4 protein-coding genes are annotated in these 20,526 nt (G+C 62.0%); 3 read left to right on the forward strand and 1 reads right to left on the reverse strand.

All coding sequences use genetic code 11. The features are described 5' to 3' along the window. Positions 1-124 precede the first annotated feature (124 nt). On the reverse strand, positions 125-14,560 hold the full coding sequence (locus GFU70_RS01260; protein ID WP_153387483.1) for a LapA family giant adhesin: 14,436 nt from the start codon (positions 14,558-14,560) through the stop codon (positions 125-127). 358 nt (positions 14,561-14,918) lie between these two features. Here GFU70_RS01260 and GFU70_RS01265 point away from each other — a divergent pair, with 358 nt between their 5' ends. From GFU70_RS01265 to GFU70_RS01275, 3 genes are read left to right on the forward strand one after another with little or no spacing between them, the layout of a single operon-like run. Then, on the forward strand, positions 14,919-16,268 hold the full coding sequence (locus tag GFU70_RS01265) for a TolC family outer membrane protein (protein WP_058544779.1): 1,350 nt from the start codon (positions 14,919-14,921) through the stop codon (positions 16,266-16,268). A 37-nt stretch (positions 16,269-16,305) separates the two neighbouring features. Further along, positions 16,306-18,462 (forward strand): type I secretion system permease/ATPase, encoded by a 2,157-nt coding sequence (locus tag GFU70_RS01270; RefSeq protein WP_116643821.1) that lies wholly within the window; start codon positions 16,306-16,308, stop codon positions 18,460-18,462. Next, on the forward strand, positions 18,452-19,819 hold the full coding sequence (locus GFU70_RS01275) for an HlyD family type I secretion periplasmic adaptor subunit (protein WP_153387484.1): 1,368 nt from the start codon (positions 18,452-18,454) through the stop codon (positions 19,817-19,819). Before GFU70_RS01270 ends, GFU70_RS01275 begins: the two co-directional genes overlap by 11 nt. The last annotated feature ends 707 nt before the right edge of the window (positions 19,820-20,526 follow it).

Here is a 20,526-nt window from a genome sequence, read left to right on the forward strand (position 1 = left end):
GAAGCGGCGTCATGCTGGGCAGCATAGGCCAACTGTGGGGGAGTATGGAGGGTGGAGACGAAATCGTCATCCCGGGGAACAGCCACGCACGACCGCCCTGTGAAGGGCGGCCGTGAGGGCTCGGTCAACTGTTGTTGTGATCGACCTTGATGGTCGGGTCACTGCCGGCGATCAACGAGTTCAGGTTGACGTTCGACCAGTTGTTGCCTTCGAGCTTGATCGTGACGTCCGGTGTGGCCGCTGCGCCATTGTCCGCGTTGAACTGGCCGGTCGTGCTGACCTGCAGCGAGGATACGCCATCGACCGTACTGATTTTCAGGAAGTGGTCGATGGTGCTGCCGGTTTCGCCCTGCAGCAGATCCCGCAGGTCGATCCGGTCGCCATCGCCGGCCTTGAAGTCCTTGATCACGTCAGTGCCGGTATCGCCGGATTTCCAGACAAAGGTATCGCCCCCAAGCCCGCCGATCAGGGTGTCATTGCCCTGGCCGCCGATCAGTGTGTCGTTACCCGTGCCACCCAGCAGGATGTCGTTGCCCTTGCCACCGTCGAGCGTGTCGTTGCCGCCCTGGCCGAAAATGATGTCGTTGCCGGCACCGCCCAGCAGGGTGTCGTTGCCATCGTGGGCACCGGATACATCGAACGTGGTGTAGTGCTCGGTGATGTACTGGTGCACATTGCTGGTGGTGACCTTGCCGACCTCCACGCCGTTCTGCTGGGCGACGAAGGCCTGGAGGGCCTGGTAGCCCTCGCCAGCGACACCGTTGAAGCTCACCAGGTCACCGAACAGGATGTCGTTGCCGTTGCCGCCATTGACCGTGTCGGAACCCGGCAAGGTCGCTTCGGTGTGACCGATGATCGAGTTGGCCAGGTTGCTTGGGTCGATGTTGGTCTGCGGGGTTTTGTCCGAGTCGTAGTCCTTCAGGTCGTCCAGTGTCACGCCTTTGTTCAAGCCGATGGCTTCCACGCCAGACACCGAGCTCAACAGCGCGAAAGCGCTCAGGGAGTTGCTGGTGGTGTTTGAGTTGGTGCTGCTGCCAGTGCCGTCGCGGTACGACAATTCGTAAGTACCATCACCTTGGGCGCGCAAAGTGCCCAACTCCTCACTGCTCCAGTAACCGCCCCAGGACTTGTGCCAGGACTGCAGCGTGACGTTGCCGTCAGTGTCGACCTGGATGCGATGCTTGCTGTCCAGGTCGGCGCTGAATGTCTGGCCCAGCTTGTAGTTGGTTGTCGTGATCAGGCTGTCGAGCTTCACGTCGCCATACAAGGTCGGGTTGGTCTGCTCGCCGGACTGATAGAAGGTCGGCTGGCCGTCGGTGATGAAGTACGTCAGGTTCGTCGCGCCGGTGTTGCTCGAGGCTTCGCTGCCCTTGAACCAGTTGGCCGTGGTCTTGAACACGTCCTCATAGTTGGTGCCGCCGCCGGACACCATCGTGTCCAACACGTTCTGGAGCAACGTCAGCGCGTTTGGATCGTTGAGGTTGACCGAAACGGTCTTGTTCACCTGGCTGTCGAAGTCCGCCAGGAAGATGTTCACCGTCCCGGAGTTTCCGCCCATGCTCTGCTTGAGGGTGTTGAACACCGAGGTCAGCGAGTTCTTGGCCGCTGTGATGGACGCGTCGCTCATGCTGCCGGAGCTGTCGACCATGAAGGCGATGTTGTAGTTGACCCCCGGCACCACGGTCAGCCCACCAATGTCGGCGACCACGATGTCATTGCCGTCGGTGCCGGTGACGTTGTCACTGCCCGACGTGGCGGTGATGGCGTTGTAGGTGGCCGGGTACACGGTGACCGGGATCTGCGCCGTGCTCGTTGCCGAGCCGCCAAGGGCTTCGGTGGAGGTCGACGTCACGGTCAGGTTGAACTGGCCGTTGTAGTAGGTCGGTGGGGTCAGGGTCAGGCTGCCCAGGTTCCAGCCGGTGACCGAGGCTTCGCCGTTGCTGCCCACGGTCGCGGTATGACCTGCGCCGTCGCTCAGCACGCTACCTTCCGGAATGCCACCGATCTTCACGCTCAGGCTTTCGGAGCCGTCGGTGTCGGTCAGGGCGGTGGTGATCTTCGACAGGTTCACGCTGGTGCCTTCGGCGCCTTCGTTGAGCTTGTAGCCGTCGTAGTAGCCTTCGCCGTTGGTGCCGTGCAGGTCGGAGACGGTCACGCCCGCGTTCGCCAAGTCGGCCACGCCGGTGTACAGCGGCACGCCGGCACTGCTCAGGTCGACCGGTGTGCTGCCGTTGACCGACAGGTTCACGTCATAGCTGCCCGGGCCGGTCTGGTTGTGGTGGTAGATGTCCAGGGTGTAGTAGCCGCTGGTGGTCGGCGTGAACGAACCGTTCAACTGGCCGCCCGCACCCCACGTGGTTGCCGCGGCGGTTTTGCCGCCGATGGTCACCAGCAGGCTGTCATCGCCCGTGCCGCTGAAGGTGTAGGTCTTGCCGGCTTCGAGGAAGATCAGGCCCGAGGTCTTCGACGCGGTGCCCGGGTTGACGTTGCTGTCGGACTGCACGTTGGTCACGTTGGCGCTGCTGTTCGGCGTGCCGGCGGCATCGATCACCGACTTGAGCGTGCCGGATGGCGCGCCGCTGCCATCGGTGCCCAGGCCCGACAGGCCGGTCCAGACTTCCTTGATCAGACCCGTGGAAGTCACGTTGTTGCCGGCCACGTTGAGACTCGGTGCGTCGGCGACCGGCGTGATGTCGATCTTCACGGTGCTGGTATTGCCCAGCGCCTGGCCATCGGTTGGCTGGAAGCTGATTTGTGCGTAGTCGGCCTTCTGATCGCCCACGCCAGCCGGGTTGCCGTTGGCGCCGGACTCGTTGGCATCGGGAGTGAAGCGCAGCTTGCCAGCGTCGATGTCAGCCTTGGTGAAGGTCTGGTTGTTGGCCACGTCCTTCCAGGTTGCACCGTCCAGGTACTGCAACTTGCCGTCGCTCGGCAGCCCGGTGATTTTCACACCCTGGCTGGCGGCGGCGCTGTCCACATCGCTGATGCCGAACGTCGACCAGCCGAGTACCAGCGAAGTGTCTTCGGTGCCGGTCACCGCGCCGCCAGTGGCTACTGGCGCGTCGTTGACTCCGACCACGTTCACGGTGGTGGTGGCGGTGTTGGAGTAGCTCGCGCCGTCGGTCACTGTCACGGTGATGATGCGCGGTACGGTGCTCGGATCTTCGCTGTTGTTGATGAAGCTGATGTTCTTGATCTGCTGCATGTAGTCGGCCAGCGTCGCGTTGCCCGACAGCGTCAGGACGACCTTGCCGTCGGTGCTGTTGGCGTTGATGCTGATGCCGTTGACGCTGTTGCCCAGGTTCAGCGCATCGCCGGGCTGACGGTTGGTCAGCACGATGGTGGCGCCGGTCAGCATGGTGCTATCCGGGTCTGTGATGGTCAGGTCGGTGTCGGCGATGGACACGCCCGGGCCGGTGGTGCCTTCGGTGAAGGTTACCTGGTAATCGGCGCCGGTCTTGCCGCTGGAGTTGTTGGCGTCCAGGTCGAGCACCGGTGGCGCGTCGTTGTCGATGATCGAGGTGCTGACGCTGCCGTTGGTGCCGCTGACCGCCAGGTGCTCGAAGTTGCCACCGGTGGCCGAGTCGATCTTGACCACGAAGTTTTCCGTGCCTTCGGTGATCTTGTCGTCCAGCGTTGCCACGTTGAAGGTGGCGCTGGTGGCGTTGGCCGGGATCTTAACGGTGTAGACACCGGTGAAGTCCGTGCCGTCGGCGGCGGTGCCGCTGTAGACGATCTTGAGCGTCACCTCGGTTTGTGCCGGGTTCGTCAGGCTGACGGTGTACGTGGCCGCCTGGCCTTCGGTGACCGACGTGCTGCCGGTGATGCTGACAGTGGTGTTGTCGATGGTGTCGGTAACGTCGGTCGCTGCTGGCGTGGTGCTCGGCACCAGGTTCTCGAAGTTACCGCCAGTGGCGTTGTCGATGCTGACTTCAACTTTACCGGCGTCTTTATAGACGTCGTCTGTTGGCGCGTCGACGGTCACGGTGCCGGTGGTGGCGCCAGCGGCGATGTTGATGACGGCGCCGTTGCTCAGGGTGACAGTGACAGGCGAGCCGGCCGCGTTGGTCAGGGTCGCGGTGTAAACGATGGAGCCGCCTTCAGCAACGGTATCGGTTGCACTCAAGGTCAGGCCGGTAGTGTCCTGCACATCGGTAACGGTGGTGTCCGCTGGAGTAGCGTCGATGTCCAGTTTTTCGTAGTTGCCGCCCTGGGCGTCGTCGATTTTGACGCTCAGGTTGTCGCCGCCTGCGAGGGCGTCGTTCTGGGTCACGAAGTTGACCGAGCCACTGCTGGCGCCAACCGGAATGGTAATGGTCTGGCCGTTGCTCAACGTTACGACGAGCGGGGCATCAGTGACCGGAGCATTGACCGAAGCGGTGTACACCACGGTGCCGCCTTCAGCGACGGTGGACGTTGCGGTCAGGCTGACAGTCGAAGTGTCGATGGTGTCGGTGACATCGGTGACTGCTGGTGTAGTGCTCGGCACCAGGTTCTCGAAGTTGCCGCCCGTGGCGTTGTCGATGCTGACTTCGACTTTGCCGGCGTCTTTATAGACGTCGTCTGTTGGCGCGTCGACGGTCACGGTGCCGGTGGTGGCGCCTGCTGCGATGTTGATCACCGCGCCGTTGCTCAGGGTGACGGTGACAGGCGAGCCGGCCGCGTTGGTCAGGGTCGCGGTGTAAACGATGGAGCCGCCTTCAGCAACGGTATCGGTTGCACTCAAGGTCAGGCCGGTAGTGTCCTGCACATCGGTAACGGTGGTGTCCGCTGGAGTAGCGTCGATGTCCAGTTTTTCGTAGTTGCCGCCCTGGGCGTCGTCGATTTTCACGCTCAGGTTGTCGCCGCCTGCGAGGGCGTCGTTTGGCGTGACGAAGTTCACCGAAGAGGAGCTGGCGCCGACCGGAATGGTAATGGTCTGGCCGTTGCTCAACGTTACGACGAGCGGGGCATCAGTGACCGGGGCGTTGACCGAGGCGGTGTACACCACGGTGCCGCCTTCAGCGACGGTGGACGTTGCGGTCAGGCTGACAGTCGAAGTATCGATGGTATCGGTAACGTCGGTGACTGCTGGTGTAGTGCTCGGCACCAGGTTCTCGAAGTTACCGCCCGTGGCGTTGTCGATGCTGACTTCAACTTTGCCGGCGTCTTTATAGACGTCGTCTGTTGGGGCATCGACGGTCACGGTACCGGTGGTGGCGCCAGCGGCGATGTTGATCACCGCGCCGTTGCTCAGGGTGACGGTGACAGGCGAGCCCGCGGCGTTGGTCAATGTTGCGGTGTAAACAATCGAGCCGCCTTCAGCAACGGTATCGGTTGCACTCAAGGTCAGGCCGGTAGTGTCCTGCACATCGGTAACGGTGGTGTCCGCCGGAGTGGCGTCGATGTCCAGTTTTTCGTAGTTGCCGCCCTGGGCGTCGTCGATCTTGACGCTCAGGTTGTCGCCGCCCGCGAGGGCGTCGTTTGGCGTGACGAAGTTCACCGAAGAGGAGCTGGCGCCGACCGGAATGGTAATGGTCTGGCCGTTGCTCAACGTTACGACGAGCGGGGCGTCAGTGACCGGAGCATTGACCGAAGCGGTGTAAACGACAGTACCGCCTTCGGCGACATTCGCGGTCGCAGTGAGCGAAACGGTGCTGGTGTCGATGGTGTCGGTGACGTCAGTCACCGCAGGCGCGGTGCTCGGAACCAGGTTTTCGAAGTTGCCGCCAGTGGCGTTATCGATGCTGACTTCAACTTTGCCAGCGTCTTTATAGACGTCGTCTGTTGGCGCGTCGACGGTCACGGTGCCAGTGGTGGCGCCTGCTGCGATGTTGATGACTGCGCCGTTGCTCAGGGTCACGGTCACTGGCGAGCCAGCGGCGTTGGTCAGGGTGGCGGTGTAAACGATCGAACCGCCTTCAGCGACAGTGTCGGTTGCCGAGAGCGTCAGGCCGGTGGTGTCCTGCACATCGGTAACGGTGGTGTCCGCCGGAGTGGCGTCGATGTCCAGTTTCTCGTAGTTGCCGCCCTGGGCATCGTCGATTTTGACGCTCAGGTTGTCGCCGCCTGCAAGGGCGTCGTTTGGCGTGACGAAGTTCACGGTGCCACTGCTGGCGCCCACGGGGATGGTAATGGTCTGACCGTTGCTCAACGTTACGACGAGCGGGGCATCAGTGACCGGGGCGTTAACCGACGCGGTGTACACCACGGTCCCACCTTCGGCCACCGTCGAAGTCGCTGTGAGCGAAACGGTGCTGGTGTCGATGGTGTCGGTGACGTCAGTCACCGCAGGCGCGGTGCTCGGCACCAGGTTCTCGAAGTTACCGCCAGTGGCGTTGTCGATGCTGACTTCGACTTTGCCGGCGTCTTTATAGACGTCGTCTGTTGGGGCGTCGACGGTCACGGTGCCGGTGGTGGCGCCTGCTGCGATGTTGATGACGGCGCCGTTGTTCAGGGTCACAGTAACAGGCGAGCCAGCGGCGTTGGTCAGGGTAGCGGTGTAAACAATCGAACCGCCTTCGGCGACAGTGTCGGTTGCCGATAGCGTCAGGCCGGTAGTGTCCTGCACATCGGTAACGGTGGTGTCCGCTGGAGTAGCGTCGATGTCCAGTTTTTCGTAGTTGCCGCCTTGGGCGTCGTCGATCTTCACGCTCAGGTTATCGCCGCCTGCGAGGGCGTCGTTCGGCGTGACAAAGTTCACCGAAGAGGAGCTGGCGCCGACCGGGATGGTGATGCTTTGACCGTTGCTCAACGTTACGACGAGCGGGGCGTCAGTGACCGGGGCGTTAACCGACGCGGTGTACACCACGGTCCCACCTTCGGCCACAGTCGAAGTCGCTGTGAGCGAAACAGTGCTGGTGTCGATGGTGTCGGTGACGTCAGTCACCGCAGGCGTGGTGCTCGGCACCAGGTTCTCGAAGTTACCGCCCGTGGCGTTGTCGATGCTGACTTCGACTTTGCCAGCGTCTTTATAGACGTCGTCTGTTGGCGCGTCGACGGTCACGGTGCCGGTGGTGGCGCCGGCAGCGATGTTGATCACCGCGCCGTTGCTCAGGGTCACGGTGACCGGCGAGCCAGCAGCGTTGGTCAGGGTGGCGGTGTAAACGATGGAACCGCCTTCAGCAACAGTGTCAGTTGCCGAGAGCGTCAGGCCAGTAGTGTCCTGCACATCGGTAACGGTGGTGTCCGCCGGGGTGGCGTCGATGTCCAGTTTTTCGTAGTTACCGCCCTGGGCATCGTCGATTTTGACGCTCAGGCTGTCGCCGCCTGCGAGGGCGTCGTTCGGCGTGACAAAGTTCACCGAAGAGGAGCTGGCGCCGACCGGGATGGTGATGGTCTGACCGTTGCTCAACGTTACGACGAGCGGGGCGTCAGTGACCGGGGCGTTAACCGACGCGGTGTACACCACGGTCCCACCTTCGGCCACAGTCGAAGTCGCTGTGAGCGAAACAGTGCTGGTGTCGATGGTGTCGGTGACGTCAGTCACCGCAGGCGTGGTGCTCGGCACCAGGTTCTCGAAGTTACCGCCAGTGGCGTTGTCGATGCTGACTTCAACTTTGCCGGCGTCTTTATAGACGTCGTCTGTTGGGGCATCGACGGTCACGGTACCGGTGGTGGCGCCAGCGGCGATGTTGATCACCGCGCCGTTGCTCAGGGTGACGGTGACAGGCGAGCCCGCGGCGTTGGTCAATGTTGCGGTGTAAACAATCGAGCCGCCTTCAGCAACGGTATCGGTTGCACTCAAGGTCAGGCCGGTAGTGTCCTGCACATCGGTAACGGTGGTGTCCGACGGAGTAGCGTCGATGTCCAGTTTTTCGTAGTTGCCGCCCTGGGCATCGTCGATTTTGACGCTCAGGCTGTCGCCGCCTGCAAGGGCGTCGTTTGGCGTGACGAAGTTCACCGAAGAGGAGCTGGCGCCGACCGGAATGGTAATGGTCTGGCCGTTGCTCAACGTTACGACGAGCGGGGCGTCAGTGACCGGAGCATTGACCGAAGCGGTGTAAACCACGGTGCCACCTTCAGCAACGGTGGACGTTGCGGTCAGGCTGACAGTCGAAGTGTCGATGGTGTCGGTGACGTCAGTCACCGCAGGCGTGGTGCTCGGAACCAGGTTCTCGAAGTTACCGCCCGTGGCGTTGTCGATGCTGACTTCGACTTTGCCAGCGTCTTTGTAGACGTCGTCTGTTGGGGCATCGACGGTCACGGTACCGGTGGTGGCGCCAGCGGCGATGTTGATCACCGCGCCGTTGCTCAGGGTGACGGTGACAGGCGAGCCCGCGGCGTTGGTCAATGTTGCGGTGTAAACAATCGAGCCGCCTTCAGCAACGGTATCGGTTGCACTCAAGGTCAGGCCGGTAGTGTCCTGCACATCGGTAACGGTGGTGTCCGACGGAGTAGCGTCGATGTCCAGTTTTTCGTAGTTGCCGCCCTGGGCATCGTCGATTTTGACGCTCAGGCTGTCGCCGCCTGCAAGGGCGTCGTTTGGCGTGACGAAGTTCACCGAAGAGGAGCTGGCGCCGACCGGAATGGTAATGGTCTGGCCGTTGCTCAACGTTACGACGAGCGGGGCGTCAGTGACCGGAGCATTGACCGAAGCGGTGTAAACCACGGTGCCACCTTCAGCAACGGTGGACGTTGCGGTCAGGCTGACAGTCGAAGTGTCGATGGTGTCGGTGACGTCAGTCACCGCAGGCGTGGTGCTCGGAACCAGGTTCTCGAAGTTACCGCCCGTGGCGTTGTCGATGCTGACTTCGACTTTGCCAGCGTCTTTGTAGACGTCGTCTGTTGGGGCATCGACCGTGACGGTGCCAGTGGTGGCACCGGCAGCGATGTTGATCACTGCGCCGTTGCTCAGGGTGACTGTCACTGGCGAGCCGGCCGCGTTGGTCAGGGTAGCGGTGTAAACGATGGAACCGCCTTCAGCGACAGTGTCGGTTGCCGAGAGCGTCAGGCCAGTGGTGTCCTGCACATCGGTAACGGTGGTGTCCGCCGGAGTGGCGTCGATGTCCAGTTTTTCGTAGTTGCCGCCCTGGGCATCGTCGATTTTGACGCTCAGGTTGTCGCCGCCTGCGAGGGCGTCGTTTGGCGTGACGAAGTTCACCGAAGAGGAGCTGGCGCCGACTGGGATGGTGATGGTCTGGCCGTTGCTCAACGTCACGACGAGCGGGGTATCAGTGACCGGGGCGTTGACCGAGGCGGTGTAAACCACGGTACCGCCTTCAGCGACGGTGGACGTTGCGGTCAGGCTGACAGTCGAAGCATCGATGGTATCGGTAACGTCGGTGACTGCTGGCGTGGTGCTCGGCACCAGGTTCTCGAAGTTGCCGCCAGTGGCGTTGTCGATGCTGACTTCGACTTTGCCGGCGTCTTTATAGACGTCGTCTGTTGGGGCGTCGACGGTCACGGTGCCGGTGGTGGCGCCAGCGGCGATGTTGATCACGGCGCCGTTGCTCAGGGTGACAGTGACAGGCGAGCCCGCGGCGTTGGTCAAGGTTGCGGTGTAAACGATCGAACCGCCTTCGGCGACAGTGTCGGTTGCCGATAGCGTCAGGCCGGTAGTGTCCTGCACATCGGTAACGGTGGTGTCCGCTGGAGTAGCGTCGATGTCCAGTTTTTCGTAGTTGCCGCCTTGGGCGTCGTCGATCTTCACGCTCAGGTTATCGCCGCCTGCGAGGGCGTCGTTCGGCGTGACAAAGTTCACCGAAGAGGAGCTGGCGCCGACCGGGATGGTGATGGTCTGACCGTTGCTCAACGTTACGACGAGCGGGGCGTCAGTGACCGGGGCGTTAACCGACGCGGTGTACACCACGGTCCCACCTTCGGCCACAGTCGAAGTCGCTGTGAGCGAAACAGTGCTGGTGTCGATGGTGTCGGTGACGTCAGTCACCGCAGGCGTGGTGCTCGGCACCAGGTTCTCGAAGTTACCGCCCGTGGCGTTGTCGATGCTGACTTCGACTTTGCCAGCGTCTTTATAGACGTCGTCTGTTGGCGCATCGACGGTCACAGTGCCAGTGGTGGCGCCGGCGGCGATGTTGATGACGGCGCCGTTGCTCAGGGTCACGGTGACAGGCGAGCCGGCGGCATTGGTCAGGGTCGCGGTGTAAACGATCGAACCGCCTTCGGCGACAGTGTCGGTTGCACTCAAGGTCAGGCCGGTAGTGTCCTGCACATCGGTAACGGTGGTGTCCGCCGGAGTGGCGTCGATGTCCAGTTTTTCGTAGTTGCCGCCCTGGGCGTCGTCGATCTTGACGCTCAGGTTGTCGCCGCCTGCGAGGGCGTCGTTTGGCGTGACGAAATTCACGGTGCCACTGCTGGCGCCAACCGGAATGGTAATGGTCTGACCGTTGCTCAACGTCACGACGAGCGGAGCATCAGTGACCGGGGCGTTGACCGAGGCGGTGTAAATGACAGTGCCACCTTCGGCCACAGTCGAAGTCGCTGTGAGCGAAACGGTGCTGGTGTCGATGGTGTCGGTGACGTCAGTCACCGCAGGCGTGGTGCTCGGAACCAGGTTTTCGAAGTTGCCGCCAGTGGCGTTATCGATGCTGACTTCAACTTTGCCAGCGTCTTTATAGACGTCGTCTGTTGGCGCATCGACGGTCACGGTGCCGGTGGTGGCGCCTGCTGCGATGTTGATGACGGCGCCGTTGCTCAGGGTCACAGTAACAGGCGAGCCAGCGGCGTTGGTCAGGGTGGCGGTGTAAACAATCGAGCCGCCTTCAGCAACGGTATCGGTTGCACTCAAGGTCAGGCCGGTAGTGTCCTGCACATCGGTAACGGTGGTATCCGCCGGAGTGGCGTCGATGTCCAGTTTTTCGTAGTTGCCGCCCTGGGCGTCGTCGATCTTCACGCTCAGGCTGTCGCCGCCCGCGAGGGCGTCGTTTGGCGTGACGAAGTTCACGGTGCCACTGCTGGCGCCGACCGGGATGGTGATGGTCTGACCGTTGCTCAACGTCACGACGAGCGGGGCGTCAGTGACAGGAGCATTGACCGAAGCGGTGTAAACCACGGTGCCGCCTTCAGCGACGGTGGACGTTGCGGTCAGGCTGACAGTCGAGGTGTCGATGGTGTCGGTAACGTCGGTCGCTGCTGGCGCGGTGCTCGGAACTAGGTTCTCGAAGTTGCCGCCAGTGGCGTTGTCGATGCTGACTTCGACTTTGCCGGCGTCTTTATAGACGTCGTCTGTTGGCGCATCGACGGTCACGGTACCAGTGGTGGCGCCGGCGGCGATGTTGATGACGGCGCCGTTGCTCAGGGTGACGGTGACAGGCGAGCCGGCCGCATTGGTCAGGGTCGCGGTGTAAACAATCGAACCGCCTTCGGCGACAGTGTCGGTTGCCGAGAGCGTCAGGCCGGTAGTGTCCTGCACATCAGTAACGGTGGTGTCCGCCGGCGTGGCGTCGATGTCCAGTTTTTCGTAGTTGCCGCCCTGGGCGTCGTCGATTTTGACGCTCAGGTTATCGCCGCCTGCGAGGGCGTCGTTCTGGGTAACGAAGTTCACCGAACCGGAGCTGGAGCCGACCGGAATGGTGATGCTTTGGCCGTTGCTCAACGTCACGACCAGAGGTGCGCCGGTTACCGGAGCATTGACCGAAGCGGTGTAAACCACGGTGCCACCTTCAGCAACGGTGGACGTTGCGGTCAGGCTGACAGTCGAAGTGTCGATGGTGTCGGTGACGTCAGTCACCGCAGGCGTGGTGCTCGGAACCAGGTTCTCGAAGTTACCGCCCGTGGCGTTGTCGATGCTGACTTCGACTTTGCCGGCGTCTTTGTAGACGTCGTCTGTTGGGGCATCGACCGTGACGGTGCCAGTGGTGGCACCGGCAGCGATGTTGATCACTGCGCCGTTGCTCAGGGTGACTGTCACTGGCGAGCCGGCCGCGTTGGTCAGGGTAGCGGTGTAAACGATGGAACCGCCTTCAGCGACAGTGTCGGTTGCCGAGAGCGTCAGGCCAGTGGTGTCCTGCACATCGGTAACGGTGGTGTCCGCCGGAGTGGCGTCGATGTCCAGTTTTTCGTAGTTGCCGCCCTGGGCATCGTCGATTTTGACGCTCAGGTTATCGCCGCCCGCGAGGGCGTCGTTCTGGGTAACGAAGTTCACCGAACCGGAGCTGGAGCCGACCGGAATGGTGATGCTTTGACCGTTCGACAGGGTAACGACCAACGGAGCGCCAGTTACCGGGGCGTTGACCGATGCGGTGTAAACCACGGTGCCGCCTTCAGCCACGGAGGACGTCGCCGTCAGGCTGACAGTCGACGTGTCGATGGTGTCGGTCACGTCGGTGACTGCTGGTGTAGTGCTAGGCACCAGGTTCTCGAAGTTACCGCCGGTGGCGTTATCAATGCTGACTTCCACCTTGCCAGCGTCTTTATAGACGTCGTCAGTCGGCGCATCGACGGTCACGGTGCCGGTGGTAGCGCCGGCAGCGATGTTGATCACCGCACCGTTGCTCAGGGTCACGGTGACCGGAGTGCCGGCAGCATTGGTCAATGTTGCGGTGTAAACAATCGAACCGCCTTCGGCCACTTCGGTAGACGCGGACAGGCTCAGGCCAGTGGTGTCCACCGAATCGGTAATCGTGGTGACCGCAGGCGTGGTGCTTGGCACCAGGCTTTCAAAGTTGCCACCCGTAGCCCCGGTAATGGTGGTGCTGACGGTGCTGCCGTTGTTGTAGACGTCATTGGCCGGCGTCTCGACGTTAACGGTGCCAGTGGTCTGGCCGGCGGCGATGGTGATGACCGAGCCATTGCTCAAGGTCACGGTCACCGGGGTCTGGGCCGGGTTGGTCAATGTTGCGGTGTAAACAATCGAACCGCCTTCGGTGATGGTGTCACTGGCAGTCAGGGTCAGGCCAGTGGTGTCCACCGAATCGGCGATCGTGGTGACCGCAGGCGTGGTGCTTGGCACCAGGTTTTCAAAGTTGCCACCCGTCGCACCGGTAATGGTGGTGCTGACGGTGCTGCCGTTGTTGTAGACGTCATTGGCCGGCGTCTCGACGTTAACGGTGCCAGTGGTTTGGCCGGCGGCGATGGTGATGACCGAGCCGTTGCTCAAGGTCACGGTCACCGGGGTCTGGGCCGGGTTGGTCAGGGTAGCGGTGTAAACAATCGAACCGCCTTCGGTGATGGTATTGCTGGCAGTCAGGGTCAGGCCAGTGGCGTCCACCGAATCGGTGATCGTGGTGACCGCAGGCGTGGTGCTTGGCACCAGGTTTTCAAAGTTGCCACCCGTCGCGCCGGTAATGGTGGTGCTGACGGTGCTGCCGTTGTTGTAGACGTCATTGGCCGGCGTCTCGACGTTAACGGTGCCAGTGGTTTGGCCGGCGGCGATGGTGATGACCGAGCCATTGCTCAAGGTCACGGTCACCGGGGTCTGGGCCGGGTTGGTCAGGGTAGCGGTGTAAACAATCGAACCGCCTTCGGTGATGGTGTTGCTGGCAGTCAGGGTCAGGCCGGTGGTGTCCACCGAATCGGTAATCGTGGTGACCGCAGGCGTGGTGCTTGGCACCAGGTTTTCAAAGTTGCCACCCGTCGCGTCGGTAATGGTGGTGCTGACGGTGCTGCCGTTGTTGTAGACGTCGTTGGCCGGCGTCTCGACGTTAACGGTGCCAGTGGTCTGGCCGGCGGCGATGGTGATGACCGAGCCATTGCTCAAGGTCACGGTCACCGGAGTTTGAGCCGGGTTGGTCAGGGTGGCGGTGTAGGTGATCTGGCCGCCTTCGGTGACGGTGTTGCCCGCCGTCAGGGTGACGGTGGTGGTGTCGATGGTGTCGGTGATCTGGGTCACGGCCGGCGTGGTGGGCACGGTCACGGCAATGCCAGTGCCACCGGTGGTGCCAGTGACGGTCACGCTGATCTGGCTTGGGTCGTTGTAGACCGTGTCATTAGGCGCGAGTGGAACGTTGACGCTACCGGTCAACTGACCCGCCGGTATCACGATGACCGCGCCGTTGGACAAGGTCACAGTCAAGGCGGTTTGCGGGGCCTGGGTCACGGTAGCGGTGTAGACCAGCACGCCGCCGGCTTCGGTCAGGGTTGGCGTGGCGCTCAGGGTCATCGTCGCATTGAGCACGGCGTTGGCGGTCGTGTCCGTGGTATCGCCACCCAGGGTGTTGTTATCGGTGGCGGCAGCCGAAGCGAGGCCTTCAGTCGGGAAGCCGATGGTAGGGTCGACGCTGCCAGCGGTGGCATCCAGCACCACAAAGCTGTGCCCGCCACCGGCGGCACCACCCGTACCTGCGGCAGTCGCACCGGCGGCGGTGGCTTCCAGGGCGGTCGTCGGGTCGACGCCTGCGGCGATGGCTTGTTGCAGCTCTTCTACCGACGGCGCGGCCTGGGCTGTGGCCTGTTCAAGATCGGTGGACGAGTCTGGGGCATTGGCGCTCCACTGGGTGTCGCGACCCAGGTCCAGGGTACGGCCATCGGCCAGGTCCAATGTGACGGCGCCAGAAGGGCCTGTGTCCAGCTGATCGCCGGTGTACAGGCGATCCCCTTCAATGAGTACGCGCCGGATGCCCTCGGGGGATACGACGAAAACCTGACCAACAATGCTTTTGACAACGGCAATAACACTGCTCATTGAAGACTCTCCGGGTGCCACGCTCAGTAGACTTCCATGGACCCGGCAGCTTGTAGGCGGCAGCGGTCTGGACGTTCATGTTCACAAAGTAAGGTTATTTGACGCTTTTACATGTCAATATTTTGGCTGTGTTTAATCAATTATTTTGTTTGTGCCAAACTATTGACCTTCTGCTGGCCATCCTAAACAATCGCTGCCGCAATGTCACATTGATATTTAAGCGGCGACCTGTTCTCTCGGTGCGTGTTCCAGCTCCTGCTTTGAACTTTCCGACATACGGTCATTCCGGTTGCCATCATCCGATGCAGCGCCACGTTTCGCTGTGATCCAAGACAAGTGTTTCAGGAAGAAATCCACCATGCGTTCGCCCCTGTTCATGGCTTTACCCTTCGCCCTCGCCGCCAGTTTCGTACAAGCACAAACCTTGCCGCAGGCCATGCAACAGGCGCTGGATGTCCATCCTGAAATCCAGGCCGGCGTAAACAGTCGCCTCGCGGCGGATTACCAGCTCAAGGCGGCCAAGGGCGGTTATCTGCCCAGGGTGGACCTGGCTGCCGGATATGGTCGTGAAGGCACCGACAGTGTCACCACCCGATCAGGGGGGACCAATCATTGGGAAACCCTGAACCGCGGCGAGTCGAGCCTGCGTCTGACGCAAATGGTTTTTGACGGTTTTGCGACATCCAGCGAAGTGGGGCGTCAACAAGCCACCGTCAATGCCCGTGCCTACTCGTTGCTGGACGCGTCCGAGCGCACCGGGTTGACGGTGGCCCAGGTCTACCTGGACGTGTTGACCCGTCGCGAGTTCGTGCGCCTGGCCGAGGAAAACCTCAAGAGCCACGAGCGCATCTTCGACCAGATCAAGCTGCGCACTTCCCGTGGTGTGGGCAGCGGTGCCGACCTGGACCAGGCCGAAGCCCGGATGGCCCAGGCCCGCAACAACCTGATCACCGAGCAGACCAACCTGGCCGACGCCGAGACCAACTACCTCAGCGCCGTGGGTCAATTGCCCGACCAATTGGAACGTCCCGCCGACTTCCTGGCATTGCTGCCGGCCAACCTGACCGAAGCCCGCGCCCAGATGCTGGAAAACAGCCCGGTATTGCGCTCGGCCGAGGCTGACATTGCCGCCGCCGAGAAGCAGTACGAAGCCGCCAAGTCGAGCTTTTACCCGCGCTTCGACGCCGAGTTGGGCCGTACCGCCGACAACGACCTGGACGGCGAGAACGGCCACAACAATGAATGGCAAGCGATGCTGCGCATGCGTTTCAACCTGTATGCCGGCGGCAGCAACAAGGCGGACCTGGAATCCAAGTCGTACCTGTCCAACCAGGCCCTGGACATCCGCAACAACGCGCTGCGCCAGCTCAATGAAGAGCTGGGCCTGGCCTGGAACGCCTTGAACAACGCCAACGCCCAGGTGCCGATCGCCCAACAATACGTGGATCGCAGCGCCAACGTGCGCACCGCCTACCAGAAGCAGTTCAGCCTCGGCGAGCGGACCCTGCTCGACTTGCTCGACAGCGAAAACGAGCTGTTCAGCGCATCCCGCCGCCTGGCGGAAATCAAGAACGTGCAGTTGTTCACCCAGTACCGTATCAAGGCAACCATGGGCCAGCTGTTGAAAAGCCAGGGTGTGGTCGCGCCGTTGGCATCGGTTGTGCAGAACGACGTGAAACCCAGGGTTCAGTTGCCTGGGATGAATTGAGTCCTACCACCCGTTTTAATCAGTCAGAGTGCCGAGCGTGGAATCAGAAGTCAGTCCAGTCGAACTAGTTCATGACCCGCGCACGCTGCACGATGACCCGCTGCTGGACGGTCTGCTGGCACTCTGCATGCTGCATCAGAAGCCGGCCAGCGCGGCAATGCTCACCACCGGCCTGCCGCTGCCCAAGCAACGGCTGAGCGTCGAATTATTGTCGCGCGCGGCGGCCCGTGCCGGTCTGCAAGGTCGGGTGCTGCAACGCAAGCTCGAGCAAATCCCGACCATCGCCATGCCGGCGCTGTTGCTGCTCAAGGAAGGTCGCAGTGCCGTGCTGCTGGGCTGGGTCGGCGACGACCAGGCGCGACTGCTGCTCAGCGAAAGCGACGGTGGTGAGGTCACGGTCAGCCGAGAGCTGCTGGCCGATGACTACAGCGGCAAGGTGTTCTTTGCCCAACCGCAGCATAAATTTGACGTGAACCACGGCACGCTGATCCCTCGCGCGCGTTCGTGGTTTCGCGACACCCTCAAGCGGTCCCGCTGGCTGTATGCCGACGCTATCGCGGCGAGCCTGTTGATCAACATCATCGCCATGGCCGCGCCGCTGTTCGTGATGAACGTCTACGACCGCGTGGTGCCGAACCAGGCCGAAGCGACCCTGTGGGTATTGGCCGTCGGCATTACGGGTGCCTACATTTTCGACCTGATCCTCAAGATGTTGCGCAGCTTGTGCCTGGACCTGGCCGGCAAGAAAACCGACCTGATCATTTCGGCGACGCTGTTCGAGCGCATCGTCGGCATGTCCATGAAGTACCGCCCGGCGCGGGTCGGCAGCTTTGCCCAGAACATCCATGAGTTCCAGAGCCTGCGGGACTTCCTCGCCTCGCTGACCCTCACCAGCCTGATCGACCTGCCGTTTACCCTGCTGATCTTCGCGGTCATTGCGATTCTCGGCGGGCACCTGGTGTGGATTCCGGTGCTGGCTTTCCCGATTGCCCTGCTGATCGGCTACGCCTTGCAAAAGCCCTTGGTGGCGACCATGGAGCGAACCATGGCCCTGGGCGCCGAGCGTCAGTCCAGCCTGATCGAAACCCTGGCCGGCCTGGACGCCGTGAAGGTCAACAACGCCGAGAGCGAGCGCCAGTACCAGTGGGAACAGACCATCGGCACCCTCAGCCGTCTCGAACTGCGGGTGAAGATGCTGTCCGGCCTGGCGATGAACATCACGTTGCTGATCCAGCAATTGGCCGGGGTGATCATGATCGTCTTCGGCGTGTACCAGATCATCGCTGGCAACTTGAGCATGGGCGGGCTGATCGCCTGCTATATGCTCAGCGGTCGCGCCCTCAGCCCATTGGCTTCGCTGTCGGGGCTGCTGACTCGCTACCAGCAGGCGCGGGTGACCATGACCTCGGTCGACCAGATGATGGAGCTGCCCCAGGAGCGCAATTTCGACGAGCGCCCGCTGAGCCGCAGGGTTCTGCAGGGTGCCATTGAGTGCCGCCAGTTGAATTTCACCTACCCGAACCAGCAGAACGCCGCGCTGAAGAACATCAACCTGGTGATCAAGCCGGGCGAGAAAATCGGCATCATCGGCCGCAGCGGTTCGGGCAAGAGCTCCCTGGCCAAGTTGCTGGTGGGGCTTTACCAACCCGACGACGGCGCCTTGCTGGTGGACGGCGTGGACATCCGCCAGATCGACGTCAGCGAGCTGCGCTACAACATTGGCTACGTGCCCCAGGACATCCAGCTGCTGGCCGGTACCCTGCGGGACAACCTGACCTCAGGCGCCCGGTACGTCGAAGATGAGCTGGTGCTCCAGGCCGCCGAGCTGGCGGGGGTGCATGAATTTGCCCGCCTGCATCCGCAAGGCTATGAACTGCAAGTCGGTGAGCGCGGGCAGAACCTGTCCGGTGGTCAACGCCAGAACGTCGCCCTGGCCCGCGCATTGCTGCTCAACCCGCCCATCCTGTTGCTGGACGAACCCACCAGCGCCATGGACAACACCGGCGAGGAGCGCTTGAAACAGCGCTTGGCCGCGGTGGTGGAAAACAAGACCGTGTTGCTGGTGACGCACCGGGCATCCTTGCTCTCGCTGGTGGATCGCCTGCTGGTGATCGACCGTGGACAGATCCTCGCCGATGGCCCGAAAGCGGCCGTCATGGAAGCGTTGAAGAAGGGGCAGATCAGTGTTGCTTAAGTCAGGTTTCAGGGGCGCTGTGGGCCGTTATTTCAAAGGCTCCGACTCACTGCACGGCCAGCCGCTGCCCGAAGTCAACAAGGCGCTGATCGAAGACGCTCCCCGGGTGGTGCGCTTGACGATCTGGAGCATCATCGGCTTCTTCGTGTTCCTGTTATTGTGGGCCAACTTCGCCGTGATCGACGAAGTGACCAAGGGCGACGGCAAGGCGATTCCCTCGTCCAAGATCCAGAAAATCCAGAACCTGGAAGGCGGCATCGTCGCAGAGCTGTTCGTCAAGGAAGGGCAGATCGTCGACGCTGGCGCCCCGTTGATTCGCCTGGACGACACCCGGTTTGTCTCCAACGTCGGTGAAACCGAGGCGGATCGCCTGTCCATGTTGTTGCGGGTCGAGCGCCTGAGTGCCGAGGTCGATGACCGGCCGCTGAATTTCCCGGCCGATGTGCTCAAGGCAGTGCCGCGCCAGGCCGCCAGCGAGGAGTCGCTGTACATCAGCCGCCGCCAGCAGTTGCATGATGAAATCGGCGGCTTGCAGGAGCAGTTGATCCAGCGCCAGCAGGAGCTGCGCGAATTCATCTCCAAGCAGGCGCAGTACCGCTCCGGCCTGGCGCTGCAACGCCAGGAAATCAACATGTCCGAGCCGCTGGTGGCCCAGGGCGCGGTATCGCCGGTGGAAGTGCTGCGGCTCAAGCGCGCCGAAGTCGAGACCCGTGGGCAGCTGGACGCCACGACGCTGGCGATCCCTCGTGCCGAATCGGCGATCAAGGAAGTGCAGCGCAAGATCGACGAGACCCGCGGCAAGTTCCGCAGCGAAGCCCTGACCCAGCTCAACGAAGCTCGCACCGACCTGAACAAGGCCCAGGCCACCGGCAAAGCCCTGGAAGATCGGGTGAGCCGCACCCTGGTAACGTCGCCCGTGCGCGGCATCGTCAACAAGTTGCTGGTGAACACCATCGGCGGCGTAATCCAGCCTGGCAGCGACCTGGTGGAAGTCGTGCCGTTGGACGACACCATTCTGGTGGAAGCGAAAATCCGCCCCCAGGACATCGCTTTCCTGCACCCCGGCCAGGACGCCACGGTGAAGTTCACCGCGTACGACTACACCATCTATGGCGGTATGAAAGCCAAGCTGGAACAGATCGGCGCTGACACCATCACCGATGAAGACAAGAAGACCACTTACTACGTCATCAAGCTGCGCACCGAACGCAGCCACCTGGGCACCGATGACAAGCCGCTGCTGATTATTCCGGGCATGGTGGCGTCGGTGGACATCATCACGGGCAAGAAAACCGTGCTCAGCTACCTGCTCAAGCCGATCATCAAGGCCCGGTCCGAGGCGTTGCACGAGCGGTAGCACCTCAGAGCTGACTCCTCAAACTGCCAATCTATGGCTTGAGGGCTTGAGGGCTTGAGGGCTTGGGGCTGGGAAGCTTTTGTGGCGAGGGAGCTTGCTCCCGCTTGAGTGCGCAGCGCTCATCGCTTTTTTTGGGGCCGCTGCGCGCCCCAGCGGGAGCAAGCTCCCTCGCCACAGGGTTTTGGGTTGTCTGGGCGACGCCTTCGCGAGCAGGCTCGCACACAGTTGATTGGTGTTGATCTCGATATTTTGGTTCGACACAGATCCAGTGTGGGGAGCCTGCTCGCGAAGGCGGTTTTCAGTTCACCACAGGCCTGTCAGCCCGCCGCTTGAACCTCAAGCCGAACCGTTTTTTCAGTGACAAACCCAGACTAGCGGTGAGCCCCAAGCCGGACCAGTTCACCAACATCGCCACAACTCGAAGGAAATCTCCTAGGACCCTGCTGTAAGTAAGCGGTACACCGATCCACTGGACTGCACCTTGTAGGAGCTGTCGAGTGCAACGAGGCTGCGATCTTTTGATCTTTCGCTTGGGACTCAAGTGGCTGGGGAAAGATCGCAGCCTCGTTGCACTCGTCAGCTCCTACACAGCGCCTGCACGCAGTCCAGCGGGAGGAAGTACCCTCGCCACGGGGAGGGCGTTCAACTCAGGAGCTGTTCTCAATCCCCAGTAACGAAAAAACCGGCCGAAGCCGGTGTCTTCACCC

The organism is Pseudomonas brassicacearum (assembly GCF_009601685.2).
Taxonomy (GTDB): domain Bacteria; phylum Pseudomonadota; class Gammaproteobacteria; order Pseudomonadales; family Pseudomonadaceae; genus Aquipseudomonas; species Aquipseudomonas kilonensis_B.